Below are 15,659 nucleotides of genomic sequence, written 5' to 3'. Positions count from 1 at the left end.
AGTCAGTCTTGCCGGGGTGGAAGGGACCCAACACAAAAAAACTGGTTAGTCAGTTTTTTCAGACAATGCAGGGACCCGTCATAGAAAAATTTTAAAAAGGATTACAGTTGACACTATTAGTGCAACTGCATAAGAACTAGTAAAGATTATAAATCTAACTAGTTCTAAATGTGCAAGACGGGCATAGTTGAGCAAGGGACCCGTCATCAAAAATCCATGTATGAATTTTACATTAATGTACAAGACGGGCATCAACGACACACATTTTATATAACATTTATGTCTGTCCTACTCCCTAACACTTACGTTAATGTCCCTTGTTTGAAAGTCTTTCTTGTGTTGCTTATACTTGAACCAATGACATCAAAATAATATAGCATTGAAAATATAGTTATATTACGCTAACCCACTTCGCAAAAGTTAGTATACACTGTTTACAATATTAATAAATATCAATTTTTAATATTAATTATTATTTCAAATCACTTTATATTATAACCTTATCAAATTTTTCAACTTAAAAATATATAAATTCGAATATTTTTAAATAAATATTTTACAAGGAGAATGACATGGACTTTATAAATAAAGATACGATTCAAACTGCAAAAGATTTATTAGGTGTTAAGGTCATTTATCAAGATGATCACCAAACTTATTCTGGATATATTGTCGAAACTGAAGCTTACTTAGGATTTAATGATCGTGCTGCTCACGGCTTTGGTGGTAAAGAAACACCTAAAGTTACTTCTTTATATAAACGTGGCGGTACTATCTACGGTCATATGATGCATGCTTACTTACTAATTAACTTTGTAACAAAAGAGCAAGGTATTCCAGAAGGTGTATTAATACGGGCGATAGAGCCAGAAGATGGACTTGAAGCTATGATTCAAAATAGAGGCAAAAGTGGCTATGAAGTAACCAATGGACCAGGTAAATGGACGATAGCTTTTAATATACCTCGTTCTATTGATGGTCTGACACTCAATGATTGCCGTTTATCCATCGATACTAAACACCGAAAGCGTCCAGTAGAGATTGTTGAAAGTGCACGTATCGGTATTCCAAATAAAGGTGAATGGACGAATAAACCGTTACGTTATACTGTTAAAGGGAATCCTTTCGTCTCTCATATGCGTAAATCAGACTGTCAACAACCTGATGATACTTGGAAATAATATATTAAAAATAGAGGCATACCAGTTATCTATGATAGTGACACTCATGAAAACAACTTCTATGAGCTTTATCACTTAGATGTGGTATGCCTTTTAATACTTATTTTATCTCTACTGTTCCAGAATCATTGATAATATCTATAGCGTATTTTCCTTGACCTAGTTTATGTTGTGGGAAAATATTTTTAGCTACATCAACATTGCCAGCATCATTATCAATAGTTAATTTACTATTGTGTGGTTTGTTAGCAAATTGTATACTAACTGCACCACTATCATTGTTTACTTGGATTGGTTGGTTAACTTTTAGCTTTGTTAACTCCGTTTGCCCTGAGTCGTTAACAACATTGAGTTTATGAGATTTTAAATGATGAACTGTCATTTGTCCTGAATCATTTGTTAATTTAGTATCACCTAATGTACTATTGTCAATGTTTGTTTGACTAGAATCACTATTAATATTTGTTTCTTTACTATTAATCCCATCAATTTTTAGTTGTTGACTATTCGCATGAATCGTTAATTGTTTAAGTTCTGTTCCTGGTATTGTAATAATAACTTTGTCATTGAAATTAAATGGTCTAAAATTAATCACTGGCTTCTTAGTATGATTCTTTACTATCCATTTTCCATTAGAAACCTTACTACTCACATTGTTTTCTACCGCTATATTTTCAATTGAAAAGGTACTTCCTTTACGGATTTCAATATTTCTACTATCACTATCAATATCTAAAGTATCTATTTTTTGTTGATACGTTACTTTAAAATGCTTTTGTTGTTGTTCATTTTCTGACATGGCCTTCTTACCTTCTACCATAACGCCAATACCACATATTACAACAAATAATGCACCAATGATTGTTAACCAAATATAAATTCTTTTCATCAATGAACACTCCTTTTGACAAGTTTAATGTTCCATTTTAAATACTTAACTATAATGCTATACGTATATTTAAAGAAAATACTTGTTATGACTAATAATATTAAGCCACAACCAAACATGAGACCTGCCATAAAGCAGTCAAATAGTAAAATACTATTAAAGCCATCAATGATGCCTTTCACCACTAACATGACAGGTCCTATTAAACCAATCATGGTAAAAGTAACCAAAAGTGCCATAACACAAAGCAATAATATAAATGGAACTAGAATAACTACAAAATTAAGCAAGCTCAATCCCATCGCTGCAAAGATAGCTGTCATTATATTGTTAAATGACTGATGTGTCTTAGCCTGATCTAATGTATTAAAAGCATTATGTTCCTTAGCAAGTTGCTTAGGATCACCAAGTTCTTGACAAATCTGTTGTTCACTTTTACCATCCGAAGCACCACTATAAAAATGAGTAACATATTCATTAATAATATCTTCTTTGTCATCATCCGACATATGTTTAAGGTTCTTCCGTAATACATGTAAATATTGTTCTTTAGTCATCAGTATCACTCTCCTCAATAAATTGATTCACTGTTGTTGCAAATATCTGCCACTCTTCTTTAAGGGATTGTAGTTTTTGTTGTCCAGTAGCTGTCAAAGTATAGTATTTTCTTGGTGGTCCTTCGGTTGACGGTTGAAAATACGTAGATAAATCCCCATTTTTAACGAGTCGTCTTAGCAAAGGATAAACAGTACCTTCCGCTATTTCCATATATCTCGAAATATTTTGGACTAATGAATAACCATACTGATCATTTTTATTAATCACTAATAACACAATTAACTCTAGTGCACCTTTTCTAAATTGTGCATTCATCGTGTCACCTCTCTCACTAATCATTTAGTACTTTGCATTACACAGTACTAATTACCTTTACTATACCACTTACTACTGTGCATTGCAAAGTAGTAAGTGGTAACTGTCTGCTTTGTAAAATGTTGATAAATCAAAGTTTTACAAATCTAATCAGCCTTGCCGTGATAGGAATGCGACATAAATTTTATATAAAATTTATTTCTGCCACACTCCCAAACTAATATATTTCTACATTATTTTGAGGTTCAAGTTATATAAATCAAATTTAAATATTAACGTTTTAATCACTATTAATCTTTTAATCTGTTTTAGTATTAATTGTCAAAGTAGAAATATTGCTTTGTCATATGTATAATGTTAAACATGGTTATTTATAACGCTTTCATAAAATAACTTTGGGGATGATACCGTAACTAAGGGGGATAACTATGATAGAACTAGATGCTATTACAACATTATGTTTAGCCTGTTTGCTATATTTACTAGGTCAAACGATTGTTAATCACGTTTCTTTATTAAGACGTATATGTATACCTGCACCTGTTATTGGTGGTTTGATCTTTGCAATTATTGTTGCAGTCTTAGATTCATTTAATATTGTGACAATTAAGTTAAATGCATCCTTTATACAAGATTTCTTTATGCTAGCTTTCTTTACTACCATTGGTTTAGGAGCTTCATTAAAATTATTTAAATTAGGTGGCAAAGTGTTATTATTATACTTTTTCTTTTGTGCCATTATGTCAGTTGTTCAAAATATTATAGGAGTATCACTAGCTAAACTATTACATATTAAACCATTACTTGGTTTGACTGCTGGATCCATGTCTATGGAGGGTGGCCATGGTAACGCGGCTGCTTATGGTAAGACTATTCAAGATTTAGGCATTGATTCAGCGGTTACTGCCGCATTAGCTGCTGCAACACTTGGGCTTGTCTTTGGTGGTTTAATCGGTGGACCTGTCGTTAAATACTTGATTAAACGTTATAATTTAAAGCCACAACACCGTGATGATACATTTAAAGACTACAGTCAAGTTGAGTATAACCAACACTTACATCGTAAATATGATGGGACACAAGTATTTTTCATCCAATTTTCTATTTTAGTATTTTGTATGGCTGTCGGCACATATTTTAGTAACTTATTTACAGAACATACTGGTATTAACGTCCCAATGTATGTAGGTTCACTATTTATTGCTGTTATCGTACGTAATGTCTCTGAAAGCTTTAATTTTAATATTGTTGATTTGAAAATGACTAACCAAATCGGCGACGTATCTTTAGGTATATTTTTATCAATTGCCTTAATGAGTATTAAACTTACTGAAATTTATGCTCTAGCTATACCTTTAGTCATCATCGTGCTTGTTCAAGTCGTTGTTATGATTTTATTTGCTATCTTTATACTATTTAGAGGCTTAGGAAAAGATTATGATGCTGCTGTAATGGTTGGTGGTTTTATAGGTCATGGACTAGGTGCCACACCTAACGCTATGGCCAATCTAGATGTTATTACAAAAAAATATGGTAACTCACCAAAAGCATACCTCGTTGTACCTATTGTTGGTGCCTTTCTTATTGACCTTATTGGTGTTGTAGTTATTATGGGCTTTATTCAATGGTTTAGTTAAAGTCAAATTGAATAGGTATTTAACATAACAAAGAACCGTTCTTATCATGGCATTGCCATCATACGATAAGAACGGTTCTGTTATTTATCCACGATGAATATCTAATCCTCGTTGTTCAATCCAAGATATCAACTCTGGACTGAAGACCATGGGTTTATGTGTTAGTTCATCAATATTTTGTGCATTTAGCATCGTCATGATTGCTTTGATATGTTCAATAAACGCTTCAACATATTCAACAGTATGCGCAATACCATTATTTTCTACTTGATTTAAAAATGGGCGAGACATACCAACAGCTTTAGCACCAAGTGCCAAGCTTTTGACTGCATCTAATGGCGTACGTAAACCACCACTAGCAAAGATGTTGACACTCTTTTGATATGCTGTAGTTTCAAGTAATGATTCAACTGTTGATTGTCCCCATGATGACAAGTAACTCATATCTTGTTGCGCGCGTCGTGCATTTTCAATATCAACAAAATTAGTACCACCTTTGCCACTAACATCAACATAGTTCACACCAATTTGATGTAAATCATTAACTAATTCTTTACTCATGCCAAAGCCTACTTCTTTCACAATGACAGGGACAGTAACTCGAGCAACAATTTCTGCAATATTATCTAACCACGTAGAAAATTCTCTATTTCCTTCTGGCATAACTAGTTCTTGAGGAGAGTTTACATGAATTTGTAATGCTTGTGCTTCCAGTAACTCAACCGCTTCAAGTGCCTTATTGACTGGAACATCTGCACCGACATTACTGAAAATAATGCCATTGGGATTAGTTTGACGTGCAATCGTAAACGTTTCAGCCATACGTGGATTTCTAAGTGCTGCATGTGTAGATCCCACTGCCATAGCTAATCCAGTTTCCCTAGCAACCACTGCTAACTTTTCGTTGATATTTTTTGTCCACTCACTACCACCTGTCATTGCATTAATATAAACAGGATAGTCCATAGTCAAATTTGTTGTTGTTGAAGTTAAATCAACATCTGCTACATTGATTGAAGGAACAGAATGATGAACAAATCTTACTTTATCAAAGTCTGATTGTGGGGCATCAGATTGTGACATAGCAATCTCTACATGTTCATTTTTACGTTGTTCTCTTTGTATATCACTCATATTAAGACCTACCTTTTGTAGTGTTATTATTTAGAACCATTTTTTACGTTTAAAATAAAGTATCAATAGCACAGTTATCATAAGCATTAATGCTAAACATATGTAATAACCATAGTGCCATTTCAATTCTGGCATATTATCAAAGTTCATACCATAAATACCTGCTATAAAAGTTAATGGTGAGAAAATAACAGAAACCAAGGTTAAAACTTGCATAATATTGTTCATTCTAAACGACGTGTAGGATTCATAATTTTCCCTTATTTCATTCGTCATTTCTTGTGCTGTTCTAATAATATTTCGTTGTTTTATAAGGTGATCATCAATGTGTTGTATATACAAAGAATGTTTTTCATCCACGATTAAATCACCATTACGTTTCATCGTATCAATTAATTCTTGCATTGGAAATAGTACACGTTTAACTTTTATTAAGTCTGAACGTAATTGAAAAACATTATCCATAACCGTTTTATTGAAGCGGTCATCTACATGTCTATCCTCAAAATTATAGACTTTTTCCTCAATATTATAGACAAAGCTAAAGTATTTATCGACCATCATGTCTAAGATTAGAATAACAACATCAGCACAATCAAGTTCTGGATCAAGTTTATGACTATACATATTTACCACTTTATTTAAAGATTGCATTGCATAATGATGATATGTCACTAAAATATTCCCTTGAATAAAAATATTTAAGGCGATTGGTGAATAATCATTATTGATAATACTATGAAAAACAACATATTGGTAATTATCATATGATTTATACTTTGCCCTAGGTATACCATTGATTGCATCATCAACTTCTAAATCATTAAAATTGAAATGTGCTTTTAACCAATGATTATCTTCTTCACTTGGTGCCTCAAAGTCATACCAAATAATTGTTGCTTCTTCCGGTATCTCTTGCGTTTGTGTTAATTCTTTAAATGGTGTCGTTTCAGTTTGATACCGTATTGTTATGCCCATACAGCTTTCCCCCCATCAAATATACCTTTATATTTTATCACGAAATTTATTACGTGTATGTCACTATTTATTTTAGTATGATATGTAAAAGGAGATGATGATAATCAATCAACTTTATTCAACGACACGACAAGTATCAGAACAAGACATCGATCATAACAACCATATGCATGATGCATATTATAATGTTATTTTTAGTGAAGTGATTAATGATTTTAATTATGCGCATGGATTATCTTTAGCGCAACGTGATTCACTACAATATACGTTATTCACCTTAGAAGAACATACATCTTATTTATCTGAAGTATCATTAGATGAACATATTACAATCACACTTTATATTTATGACTATGACCATAAACGCTTGCATCTATTTTTGACCATGTCGAAACAAGATGGCACCTTAGCGGCAACTAATGAGGTGATGATGATGGGAATTGATCAACGAACGAGACGCTCTGCTAATTTTCCAACTTCTTATTTGACGCAAATTGAACAATATTATCAGTCACAACCAACTATGTCATGGCCCAAACAATTAGGTCATCAAATAGGTATACCCAAAAAGGAGCAGTTCTAATGACAGAGGAATTACAACAACACTTACACATTGAATTATTAGATTTATTTGATGAAGTTAAATACAAATTATCAGAAATCAATGCAGCTAAAGAATTATTTATTAATGGCCCCGCCCATCAAATATTAAAACGTGGTACACATATGGCGTATATTCAAGGTCAGAAACAAGCTATAGATAATATTATGACTTTATTAGAGTTGAAACTTGAAGATGACGATTTTTTACCACGTTACGACACACTTCAACAATCAGTCACCAATACTAATTACGAACAAACATATCAATTTGCTCAATTACAAGACATACCTCGCCAGTTCGATCGGTTTTTGACGAAATTTTATAATATAAAAGGTCAATATTTTATCATTACACATATTAATGCTATAATCAGTGATCATGTTTAATTAACCAAATTTAACATCCCTTGAGTATGATAACGATACACTTCAAAGCTATCGTCAAACTCAAGGGATGTTATATTAATCAGATTGTATTACGGATTCATCAATAGAATTAGCAATTTGTTTAATTACTTTATGTGATTCACGGATAGGATAAATTGGGAAATCATGTACCATTTTAGGATAATCGTAAAAATGTATTAATTGATGTTGTTCTTCCATTAAATGCTCAAATAATTTCATATCTGGATATGTTATTTCTCGACCACCACCGAACATGTATACAGGTGGTAAACCTGTCAACTCTCCATAGATAGGCGAAACTTTTTTATCAGTTAACGGTAAGCCATCAGACCATTTTTTCATAATTTCATTAACACCAAATTGACTTAAAATAACATCTTTATCAATCAAATCGTCAGTGATCTCTTTATTGGATAATGTCGCGTCTAAAATAGGACTAATCAAATATAATTTATTTGGTACTTGTTGTCCTCGTTCAATTAAGGATTGCACGAATGCTAATGCTAGTGACGCACCACTGCCATCCCCCATAACAACAATATTTTGTGCACCTACTTCTGATACAAGTTGGTCATAAACTTGTTGAATAGCTTTATACGTATCATTAATATGAAATTCAGGTGTTTTAGGATAAATAGGCATGACAACTTCATATAACGTACTTAAAGCGACTTTATCTAATAAGCGCCAATGAAAAGGTGACGGTTGTAATGTATTAAATCCTCCATGAAGATATAATATTTTTTTATCTACTTGATGTCTAAAATTAAAACGAAACACTTGCATATCATCTAGTGATAACTTTTCAAGATTTGCTTTAACATTTAATGTAGAGGGTTGTTTATGCTTTTTTTGATTTTCGACTTCACGTTTAATAAAAAAGTTTGCTACATCTTTATCATCTTTAAATTTGATGGATCTGTTATGCAGTATATATTTATTCACAACGTTACTCATGACTCTATTTCTAAACAATATACTAACCTACCTTTTCTATTTTTAATATCATCTTCGTTAATCCCCTACATTCTCAACTCAAAAAAGTATATAATATAGAAGATATTCACTTTATCTTAATTAAGATAAATGCTACATTTAACAGGTGATTTTTCATCATTATAACAGAGATAACTTTATCTGGATAACTAATGACAATAATCTGCATAGGAGGCACTAGTTAATGTCATATACAAATCAACCAAATGAACCTTATCATAACCAATATCAACAACAACCCATCGCTTATCGAGCTAATTACAAACCTAAGAAAAAAAGATCATGGGTAAGTTTAATCATCCAAATTATTGCTCTTTTTTTAACTGCCATTGCTGGCTATAGCATGTGGAAACAACCCATTTTCAATATTGTCTTTGCCAATAAACCCGTAAATTTTGACGGCCTAAAACATTTCCAAGATACTACTACTAATATTGGTAATTTAAATATTAATCTAGGTAATGTTGGAGATTTACAACAATCTCTTGATCGTTTAATTATGGTATTTAATGCATTCTTCATTTTATGTATCATTAGTTTAATCATTACTATTTTAACGATTATCTTTAATCGTACGGTATTAAAGATCTTAAATATATTTTCATTAGCAATCATGTTAGTCATTACTCTTTATTTCAGTTATATTATTAAGACACTAGCTCAAAAAATTGCTGAATCATTTAAACAATATTATATCAGCGTGTCACCACAACAAGTCATTACAGAAGCTGATGCCATTCACAATGGTATTATTTTACTAGGATGTAGTATTGCCTTAATTGTCATCAGTTTATTCTTCCGTAACCGTAAATTAAAATTAAAATAATAACTTACTTCATTTATGCTAATACAGCTGTTGCATCGCAATGGCTGTATTTTTATGGTTCTCTCCCAAATTGGACTGATGTATAATTATTTTTATTATTCACTTTTTATTTATCAATCCTAAAAAATAGAGACCTTTTTCATTTTCAAAACAACAAACTCCTAACATTGAAAGTGGTAGACTCAACGTTAGGAGTTTATCGTACATTAGAAAAATCACCTGGTATTATTTAGTATTTTTAGCAAATCGTTTGAATGTTAATAAAGAACCTACCGCTAGTAATACAGATGCTGCTAATGTCATCCAAGTTGTAGTTGTTTGTTGTTCACCAGTTTGAGGTAATTGTTGAACAGTTGATTGTTCTGGTGCTTGAGTAGTGGCTTGTGTATCCCCTTGTGTACCTACTTGATTATTAACTGGTGGATTATCTGTTTGTTGTGGTGCGACATTAGACTGTGCTGGTGATTGAGTTTCCTTATTATTAACCTGACCATTACTTTGTGCTTCATCAGGATAAATATATTCAATTGGCGCTAAACTTTCACTAAGTTTCTCACCAGCTTTTACTCTCGCTAAATATTCTTGGTAACTCTCATCACCAATTACTACGCTAACATCAGAACCTGGACCTCCTCCAAATCCCTCTGTTTGACCAGTACGATTTTCATTAAATTCTTTTTCTGTAAAAACATAAACAGGTATTTTCTTCTCTGCTGCATGTGCTTGATGTCCTACTCCTGTAAATAACAATACTCCTGCTAAAGCCGTTGTTCCTAATACATTTCTCTTTTTCATTTTAAAAGTCCCCTTTACATTTTATGACTTACAAATTTAATTATAGATTGCCATTAGGACACTTATTGACCTTTCCAAAAATATTTTGCAAAACCTATATTTTATTAATCATAGTAAATCAAAGCTATTCACAAAGGGGCTAATTTTTAGTACAGATGAATTAACAGTAAATCATTAATATTAACCATTTTAAGTCGTTTGATAGCAAAATTCCTCTGTCAGAAAACTAAAAAATAACGACAAAAAAAGCATCGATAACTGTTTAAGCTACCGATGCTTTAAAAATCATGCCCCCACAACACAATTTTTTGTCACACTTCAATGTGATTACTTATCTATTTTTGAATTATTCATGATCGACACTAGACTGTGCTTCTAATCTTTGAGCAGTTGCTTTGGCTTTTTTACCACTTTGTAAGAATAAACTTAAAATAAGTGCAATGATACTGAAGATAGTTGCGATAATGAATGCATCATTAATACCTTCAACAGTTGCAAGTTTATTAACAAATGTCAGTAATACTTTCATGGCACCTTCTTGGCCACCATATTGTGCAGCTAATTCACGCATATGATCTTGAACAACTGGATTTGTTTTATCCAATTCTTCACCAAATGCTGATAAATGTTGCGTAGTTTGAGTAGTCATTACTGTTACTAATACTGCAGTACCAATTGACCCTGCTAACTGACGCATTGTGTTTAAGAAAGCATTACCATGCGATGCTAATCTTGGTGGTAACGCATTTATTGCTGCTGTTACCATCGGCATCATAATAAATGCCATACCGAATGAACGTAAAATATAAATACCCATGATTGACATGTATGGTGTATCCATATTTAACTTAGTCAATTCCCAAGTTGCATACGTCATAATTGCAATACCAAATAAGGCAAGTGGTTTTAGACCGATTGTGTCTAATAATTTACCTGCAAATGGACCCATTAAGCCCATCACTAATGAACCAGGTAACATTAATAGACCAGAATCTAACGCTGAGAAACCACGTAAGTTTTGTAAATATATTGGAAGTAAAATCATACCACCATATAAACTCATCATAACAACCATGTTAATAACAGTTGTTAACGTAAATGTTGGGAATTTTAATACTTCTAAATTTAACATTGGTGCTCTCATTCTCAATTCTCTTATTACGAATAAAATAATGAAAATGATACCAATAGCAAAGAATGAAATGATTTCAGCTGAACCCCAGCCTTTATTACCAGCTTCAGAGAATGCATATAATAATGCACCGAAGCCGATAGTACTAAAGATGATTCCTGGGACATCTGCTTTTGGATTAGTTGTATATTGATACAATCTAAACCATACATAACCAATTACAATAGCAATAATACCGATAACAAACATACCATAGAACATAACGTTCCAATGATAGTTCTGAACAATATATCCTGATAATGTTGGACCAATTGCTGGTGCCAAGATCATAGCTATACCCATCGTACCCATGGCTGCACCACGTTTTTCAGGTGGATAAATCGTAATAATAACAATTGAACCAAGAGGCATTAAGATACCTGCACCAATTGCTTGCAAAATACGACCAGCCATCATAATTGGGAAGTTCATTGAAATCGCACAAATCAATGACCCAATAGTAAATAATACTAAGGCAATGATGAATAATTTACGATAAGAGTATTTATTAAATAAATATGCTGTGATTGGTATTAGGATACCATTCACTAACATGAATCCTGTCATCAACCATTGTCCTGTTGACGCAGAAATGTTGAATTCTGTATTTATTTTTGGTAAAGCCACGTTTAATAACGTTTGGTTCAAGATAGCGATAAACATACCGAATAATAATGCAGTAAGTATTTTCCCTCTTGAAATACCTTTACCAAAGATATAGTTTTTATGTTCTTTTTTTATTTTTTCATTCACTTTATATTCTTCAGAATTAGGATTCTTTTCTGGAAAAGCTTCATCCTCTTCATCTGTTTGATTTGCTTTATCAGCTTCTGTGAATGATTGTCGTTTTTGGTCCTGATCATTATCTGAATGACGTGTTGAGTCATTTAGACCAAATTCTTTTTTACTTTTATCATCTTCAATATGCGCTGCACGCTCTTGATCCGTTGTATCGCTATGCTTCGTTGTTGAAGTTTGTTCTAAATCACTGGCTTTAAATTTAGATTGATTTATTTGACGACCAGAATTCTCTGTCGTTTGTTGTTCCTGTTGTTGGTTTTTAGCTTTGCGTTTTGATCTTGTCATAACAAAGTTTACGATACCAACAAGAATGAGCGCTAATACAATGTAGCCAATAATGAAGGTCGCTGTCATTTAATGACCCCCTTAATTTTTATGAATTTTTACTTCAGCGTTCATTCCAGGAACAACTTGTTTAGATGGTTCAGAATCTAGAGAAATTTTAACTGGTACAACTTGTGATACTTTAGTGTAATTTCCGTCACTATTTGATGATGGCATTAATGAGAAGCTTGCAGCTGTTGCTTTACCAACATTGTCAACTTTACCTTTAATAGTAGCTTTTTGACCATCGATTGTTACATCTACGTCTTTACCTACTTCAACATCTTTCATATCTTGTTCGTCTACGTTAGCAGTAACGTATAAATCATCTAAATTATAAGCATATGCGATTGGTGTTCCGGCTTGTGCCATTGAACCTTCCATACCATCAAGTTTAGCGATTGTACCGCTTTTTGGCATTTTAAGATCCACATCTTTTGATTGTCCATCTTGACCTTGTACTGAAACAGTTGCGACTTTATCACCTTTATCTAGTTTGTCGCCTTCTTTAACATCTAATGATTTAATTTGTCCAGCACCTGGGCTAGCGATTTTAATTTGATCGCCACTTACTTTTGCGTTATCAGTCGTTACATAACTTGTTGCATTATTCCAGAAATAGAAACCTGCGATTCCTATTGCAATTAAAACAACAATTGTAATGATATTAATTAATATCATCTTCTTCATGAATAATTCCTCCTACTATTTGCTTTTAAAATTCACTTTATATATTATAGAGATATATTTTAGAAAAAAACACCAACAATTTTTTCGAAATTGTTGGTTAAACTTCACAAAGGTGTAACAATTATGAAACGACAAGCCAAAATTAAAATACAAAATGCTCTTGTTGACTTAATGGCAGATTATCCATTCCAAGAAATCTCAACCAAAATGATCTGTGCTTATTGCAACATTAATAGATCAACCTTTTACGATCATTATAAAGATAAATATGACTTATTAGATACGATTAACTCTAACCACAAAGAAAAGTTTGATCATTTGTTATGTTTGTTACATGATAACTTTGATAACATCAAAAAAGATAAATTTAAATTATATAAATTCTTCATTATTATTGCTAAATATATTGAGCGCAACGAACAATTTTTCAAAGATATTTTAGTGACCTATCCAATGAAGAGCTTATTCATTGATTATATTGATTCAGCACGTGATTATTATCAACAAATTATTACTGACTATAGCACTAAAGTAACCAATAAATCTTTATTTGTTACTTATATTATTGGTGGGCAAGCCGGCGTCTTTGTCAACTGGTTGTCCAATGGTTGTCAAGAATCTCCTGAAGAGGTAGCTGATATTCTACTATTAAATACAATTAAATTACAAAAATAACAACAAGCACTATTATTGTGACATTGAGTTAAGACCTTCTTTCTCCAAAGGCCAACTTAATCAAATAATAGTGCTTTTATTATTGATATGATTAAACTTTACGTTTGTCTTTAAAAATGGCTCATTGTCAAAATCGGTTGATGTATAAATTTTGAATCGAATTTCATCAATTTAAGTCACTTATCCACTCCATTACATTTTCAAAAATAATGGAGTGGTTTTTTTATTTTTATTAATGATTTCACGCTATTTGGTCTTGGTTTTGTTTTTTACCAAAAAGTTTATATGTAATTAATATTCTATTTCTAAAGTTATAGAAGTTTCTGAAACCATAGGCTACTCGCTTAAGTACTTTGATATTATTATTCATGGCTTCAATAGCTCCATTGGAACGCGTTGGATGATTTAATGTATTGATGATTTCTGGAAGATAGTCTTTAAAACTATTAATAACTCTCTTTAACCCTTTATCGATGTCTGAGTTGTTTAAATATTGATTAATTTGTTCTACGAACAAATCTGCTTTATGATGCATAATTAATGCGCGAAGACGATTCACTTGTGTATAAACTTCTTTTAATTCAGGAACCTGATTTAAAATATAGTTGACGATGGATTGTTGGGATTCAAACCCTTTAAATAAGCGTTGATAACTATATTTATTACCGTCTAAATCTTCTGAAGGTTTGAGTATGAGTTTCCAAAATTTCTTAAGCTTTCTATATAATCGAGGATTACTTGTTTTAAGTTGATTCATCAAGCGAATACGAACTCGATTGAGTTCGCGGTTTAATGCTTGGATTAAATGGAAACGATCAAGGATAATCTTCGCATTTGGAAATAATTGTTTAAATAAATCAATATAGGGCTGATGCATATCCATGGTTATAGTTTTAACTTTTTTTCTAGATTTTCTATCAAATCTTATAAAATAATCAAATAGTGCTTGTTTCTTTCGATTAGGCAAAATATCGACAATTTCATGTGTATCACTATCACAAAATATAAAGCTCATTTTACCATCTACATGTTTAACACTTTTAAACTCATCAACCATGATATGTTCAGGTAAATCATTGAGTGGTCTTAACTTGATATTTTCGGCATGTTGATTGATATAACGAATGACGGATGTGGTACTAATTTGATATTCACGAGCAATACCTTTACAAGAACGAGGTTCTTCGCATTGTGATATTAGTTTAAAAATTAATCTATTAGAGAAATGACAATGTTTTTTAACATAACTCGTTTTGGCAACAAATGATGACTGACATTGACGACAGAAAAAACGTTGTTTATGTAGTTCTAAAAAACATGGTGTACCTTGATTACTTAATAATTTAACCATTGTTTTGCGTTTACCATTTTTAACAATCGTATAGTCTTCATTCACAGCACCACAATGTTCACAAGCGTCTGGCACATAAGTTAATGTACCTTTATAAATCAAAGTTCTCACTAAATTCATATAAACTTCGTCAACGTCATCTTCAAATATAATGTATTTCCCTTTATAATCTAATGTTTTTATAATATTATTAGACATAGGCACAATCCCTCTCTTTCTAAAGTTGTGGTGACTTAAATGATAGGGCATTGTGCCCTTTTTTTCAAAAAAATTCGGTTGGTAAGATAACTTTCAAATTATCTTATCAACCGAATTTATTATAGAGCC

The 15,659-nt window shown here is 31.9% G+C and carries 16 protein-coding genes; 6 read left to right on the top strand and 10 right to left on the bottom strand.

From position 1 onward, the window contains the following. Positions 1–572 precede the first annotated feature (572 nt). On the top strand, positions 573–1,181 hold the full coding sequence (locus CD113_RS03020; RefSeq protein ID WP_002464956.1) for a DNA-3-methyladenine glycosylase: 609 nt from the start codon (positions 573–575) through the stop codon (positions 1,179–1,181). Positions 1,182–1,281: 100 nt separating this feature from the next. Here CD113_RS03020 and CD113_RS03015 read toward each other — a convergent pair whose 3' ends face one another. Genes CD113_RS03015 through CD113_RS03005 form a run of 3 tightly spaced genes read right to left on the bottom strand, consistent with a single transcriptional unit; the run spans position 1,282 to position 2,943 of the window. Next, entirely contained in the window at positions 1,282–2,070 is a 789-nt protein-coding gene (locus CD113_RS03015) for a DUF4097 family beta strand repeat-containing protein (RefSeq protein WP_002464955.1), read from the bottom strand. Beyond that, the gene (locus CD113_RS03010; protein ID WP_002464954.1) at positions 2,070–2,627 is read right to left on the bottom strand and encodes an HAAS signaling domain-containing protein; all 558 of its coding nucleotides are present in this window, start codon (positions 2,625–2,627) and stop codon (positions 2,070–2,072) included. The genes CD113_RS03015 and CD113_RS03010 overlap by 1 nt, the downstream gene beginning before the upstream one ends. After that, positions 2,620–2,943, bottom strand: a complete 324-nt coding sequence (locus CD113_RS03005) for a PadR family transcriptional regulator (protein ID WP_002464953.1) — start codon at positions 2,941–2,943, stop codon at positions 2,620–2,622. Before CD113_RS03005 ends, CD113_RS03010 begins: the two co-directional genes overlap by 8 nt. 428 nt (positions 2,944–3,371) lie before the next feature. Between CD113_RS03005 and gltS the strand changes: the two genes are divergently transcribed. Next, positions 3,372–4,580, top strand: a complete 1,209-nt coding sequence (gltS, locus tag CD113_RS03000; RefSeq protein ID WP_002464952.1) for a sodium/glutamate symporter — start codon at positions 3,372–3,374, stop codon at positions 4,578–4,580. 84 nt (positions 4,581–4,664) lie between these two features. Here gltS and fni read toward each other — a convergent pair whose 3' ends face one another. After that, complete coding sequence (gene fni, locus CD113_RS02995) at positions 4,665–5,714, bottom strand: type 2 isopentenyl-diphosphate Delta-isomerase (protein WP_002464951.1); 1,050 nt, start codon at positions 5,712–5,714, stop codon at positions 4,665–4,667. A 30-nt stretch (positions 5,715–5,744) separates the two neighbouring features. Next, positions 5,745–6,692: a magnesium/cobalt transporter CorA gene (corA, locus tag CD113_RS02990; protein WP_002464950.1), complete on the bottom strand. Its 948-nt coding sequence runs from the start codon at positions 6,690–6,692 to the stop codon at positions 5,745–5,747. Positions 6,693–6,786: 94 nt separating this feature from the next. Between corA and CD113_RS02985 the strand changes: the two genes are divergently transcribed. Next, positions 6,787–7,275 (top strand): thioesterase family protein, encoded by a 489-nt coding sequence (locus tag CD113_RS02985; protein ID WP_002464949.1) that lies wholly within the window; start codon positions 6,787–6,789, stop codon positions 7,273–7,275. Beyond that, positions 7,275–7,682 (top strand): hypothetical protein, encoded by a 408-nt coding sequence (locus CD113_RS02980; protein ID WP_002464948.1) that lies wholly within the window; start codon positions 7,275–7,277, stop codon positions 7,680–7,682. Before CD113_RS02985 ends, CD113_RS02980 begins: the two co-directional genes overlap by 1 nt. A gap of 75 nt (positions 7,683–7,757) precedes the next feature. Here the strand turns inward: CD113_RS02980 and CD113_RS02975 are convergent, their stop codons facing one another. Further along, the gene (locus CD113_RS02975; RefSeq protein ID WP_002464947.1) at positions 7,758–8,678 is read right to left on the bottom strand and encodes an alpha/beta hydrolase fold domain-containing protein; all 921 of its coding nucleotides are present in this window, start codon (positions 8,676–8,678) and stop codon (positions 7,758–7,760) included. Positions 8,679–8,883: 205 nt separating this feature from the next. On the opposite strand from CD113_RS02975, the gene CD113_RS02970 reads away from it, so the two are divergent. Then, the gene (locus CD113_RS02970) at positions 8,884–9,525 is read left to right on the top strand and encodes a hypothetical protein (RefSeq protein WP_002464946.1); all 642 of its coding nucleotides are present in this window, start codon (positions 8,884–8,886) and stop codon (positions 9,523–9,525) included. Positions 9,526–9,750: 225 nt separating this feature from the next. Here CD113_RS02970 and CD113_RS02965 read toward each other — a convergent pair whose 3' ends face one another. The 3 genes from CD113_RS02965 to CD113_RS02955 form a co-directional block, all read right to left on the bottom strand. Next, positions 9,751–10,320 carry an LPXTG cell wall anchor domain-containing protein gene (locus tag CD113_RS02965; RefSeq protein ID WP_002464945.1) on the bottom strand — a complete coding sequence of 190 codons (570 nt, stop codon included), beginning with the start codon at positions 10,318–10,320 and terminating at the stop codon, positions 9,751–9,753. A gap of 346 nt (positions 10,321–10,666) precedes the next feature. After that, complete coding sequence (locus tag CD113_RS02960; RefSeq protein ID WP_002464944.1) at positions 10,667–12,646, bottom strand: MDR family MFS transporter; 1,980 nt, start codon at positions 12,644–12,646, stop codon at positions 10,667–10,669. Between the two features lie 12 nt (positions 12,647–12,658). Next, entirely contained in the window at positions 12,659–13,306 is a 648-nt protein-coding gene (locus CD113_RS02955) for an HlyD family secretion protein (protein WP_002464943.1), read from the bottom strand. A 123-nt stretch (positions 13,307–13,429) separates the two neighbouring features. Here CD113_RS02955 and CD113_RS02950 point away from each other — a divergent pair, with 123 nt between their 5' ends. Next, the gene (locus CD113_RS02950) at positions 13,430–13,981 is read left to right on the top strand and encodes a TetR/AcrR family transcriptional regulator (RefSeq protein WP_002464942.1); all 552 of its coding nucleotides are present in this window, start codon (positions 13,430–13,432) and stop codon (positions 13,979–13,981) included. Positions 13,982–14,222: 241 nt separating this feature from the next. On the opposite strand, the gene CD113_RS02945 is transcribed toward CD113_RS02950, so the two are convergent. After that, positions 14,223–15,530: an ISL3 family transposase gene (locus CD113_RS02945; RefSeq protein WP_002463407.1), complete on the bottom strand. Its 1,308-nt coding sequence runs from the start codon at positions 15,528–15,530 to the stop codon at positions 14,223–14,225. Positions 15,531–15,659: the final 129 nt, after the last annotated feature.

The organism is Staphylococcus simiae (genome assembly GCF_002902085.1).
In the GTDB taxonomy this organism is placed as follows: Bacteria; Bacillota; Bacilli; order Staphylococcales; family Staphylococcaceae; genus Staphylococcus; species Staphylococcus simiae.
This window is presented reverse-complemented; position numbering and strand designations above follow the sequence as displayed.

Excerpts from the sequence above, each read along its gene's own strand:
- CD113_RS03020 (WP_002464956.1), top strand. The coding sequence starts at position 573 with ATGGACTTTATAAATAAAGATACGATTCAAACTGCAAAAGATTTATTA.
- CD113_RS03015 (WP_002464955.1), bottom strand. The coding sequence starts at position 2,070 with ATGAAAAGAATTTATATTTGGTTAACAATCATTGGTGCATTATTTGTT.
- CD113_RS02985 (WP_002464949.1), top strand. The coding sequence starts at position 6,787 with ATGATGATAATCAATCAACTTTATTCAACGACACGACAAGTATCAGAA.
- fni (WP_002464951.1), bottom strand. The coding sequence starts at position 5,714 with ATGAGTGATATACAAAGAGAACAACGTAAAAATGAACATGTAGAGATT.
- CD113_RS02950 (WP_002464942.1), top strand. The coding sequence starts at position 13,430 with ATGAAACGACAAGCCAAAATTAAAATACAAAATGCTCTTGTTGACTTA.
- CD113_RS02980 (WP_002464948.1), top strand. The coding sequence starts at position 7,275 with ATGACAGAGGAATTACAACAACACTTACACATTGAATTATTAGATTTA.
- CD113_RS02955 (WP_002464943.1), bottom strand. The coding sequence starts at position 13,306 with ATGAAGAAGATGATATTAATTAATATCATTACAATTGTTGTTTTAATT.
- CD113_RS02945 (WP_002463407.1), bottom strand. The coding sequence starts at position 15,530 with ATGTCTAATAATATTATAAAAACATTAGATTATAAAGGGAAATACATT.
- CD113_RS02970 (WP_002464946.1), top strand. The coding sequence starts at position 8,884 with ATGTCATATACAAATCAACCAAATGAACCTTATCATAACCAATATCAA.
- gltS (WP_002464952.1), top strand. The coding sequence starts at position 3,372 with ATGATAGAACTAGATGCTATTACAACATTATGTTTAGCCTGTTTGCTA.
- CD113_RS02960 (WP_002464944.1), bottom strand. The coding sequence starts at position 12,646 with ATGACAGCGACCTTCATTATTGGCTACATTGTATTAGCGCTCATTCTT.
- corA (WP_002464950.1), bottom strand. The coding sequence starts at position 6,692 with ATGGGCATAACAATACGGTATCAAACTGAAACGACACCATTTAAAGAA.
- CD113_RS03010 (WP_002464954.1), bottom strand. The coding sequence starts at position 2,627 with ATGACTAAAGAACAATATTTACATGTATTACGGAAGAACCTTAAACAT.
- CD113_RS02965 (WP_002464945.1), bottom strand. The coding sequence starts at position 10,320 with ATGAAAAAGAGAAATGTATTAGGAACAACGGCTTTAGCAGGAGTATTG.
- CD113_RS03005 (WP_002464953.1), bottom strand. The coding sequence starts at position 2,943 with ATGAATGCACAATTTAGAAAAGGTGCACTAGAGTTAATTGTGTTATTA.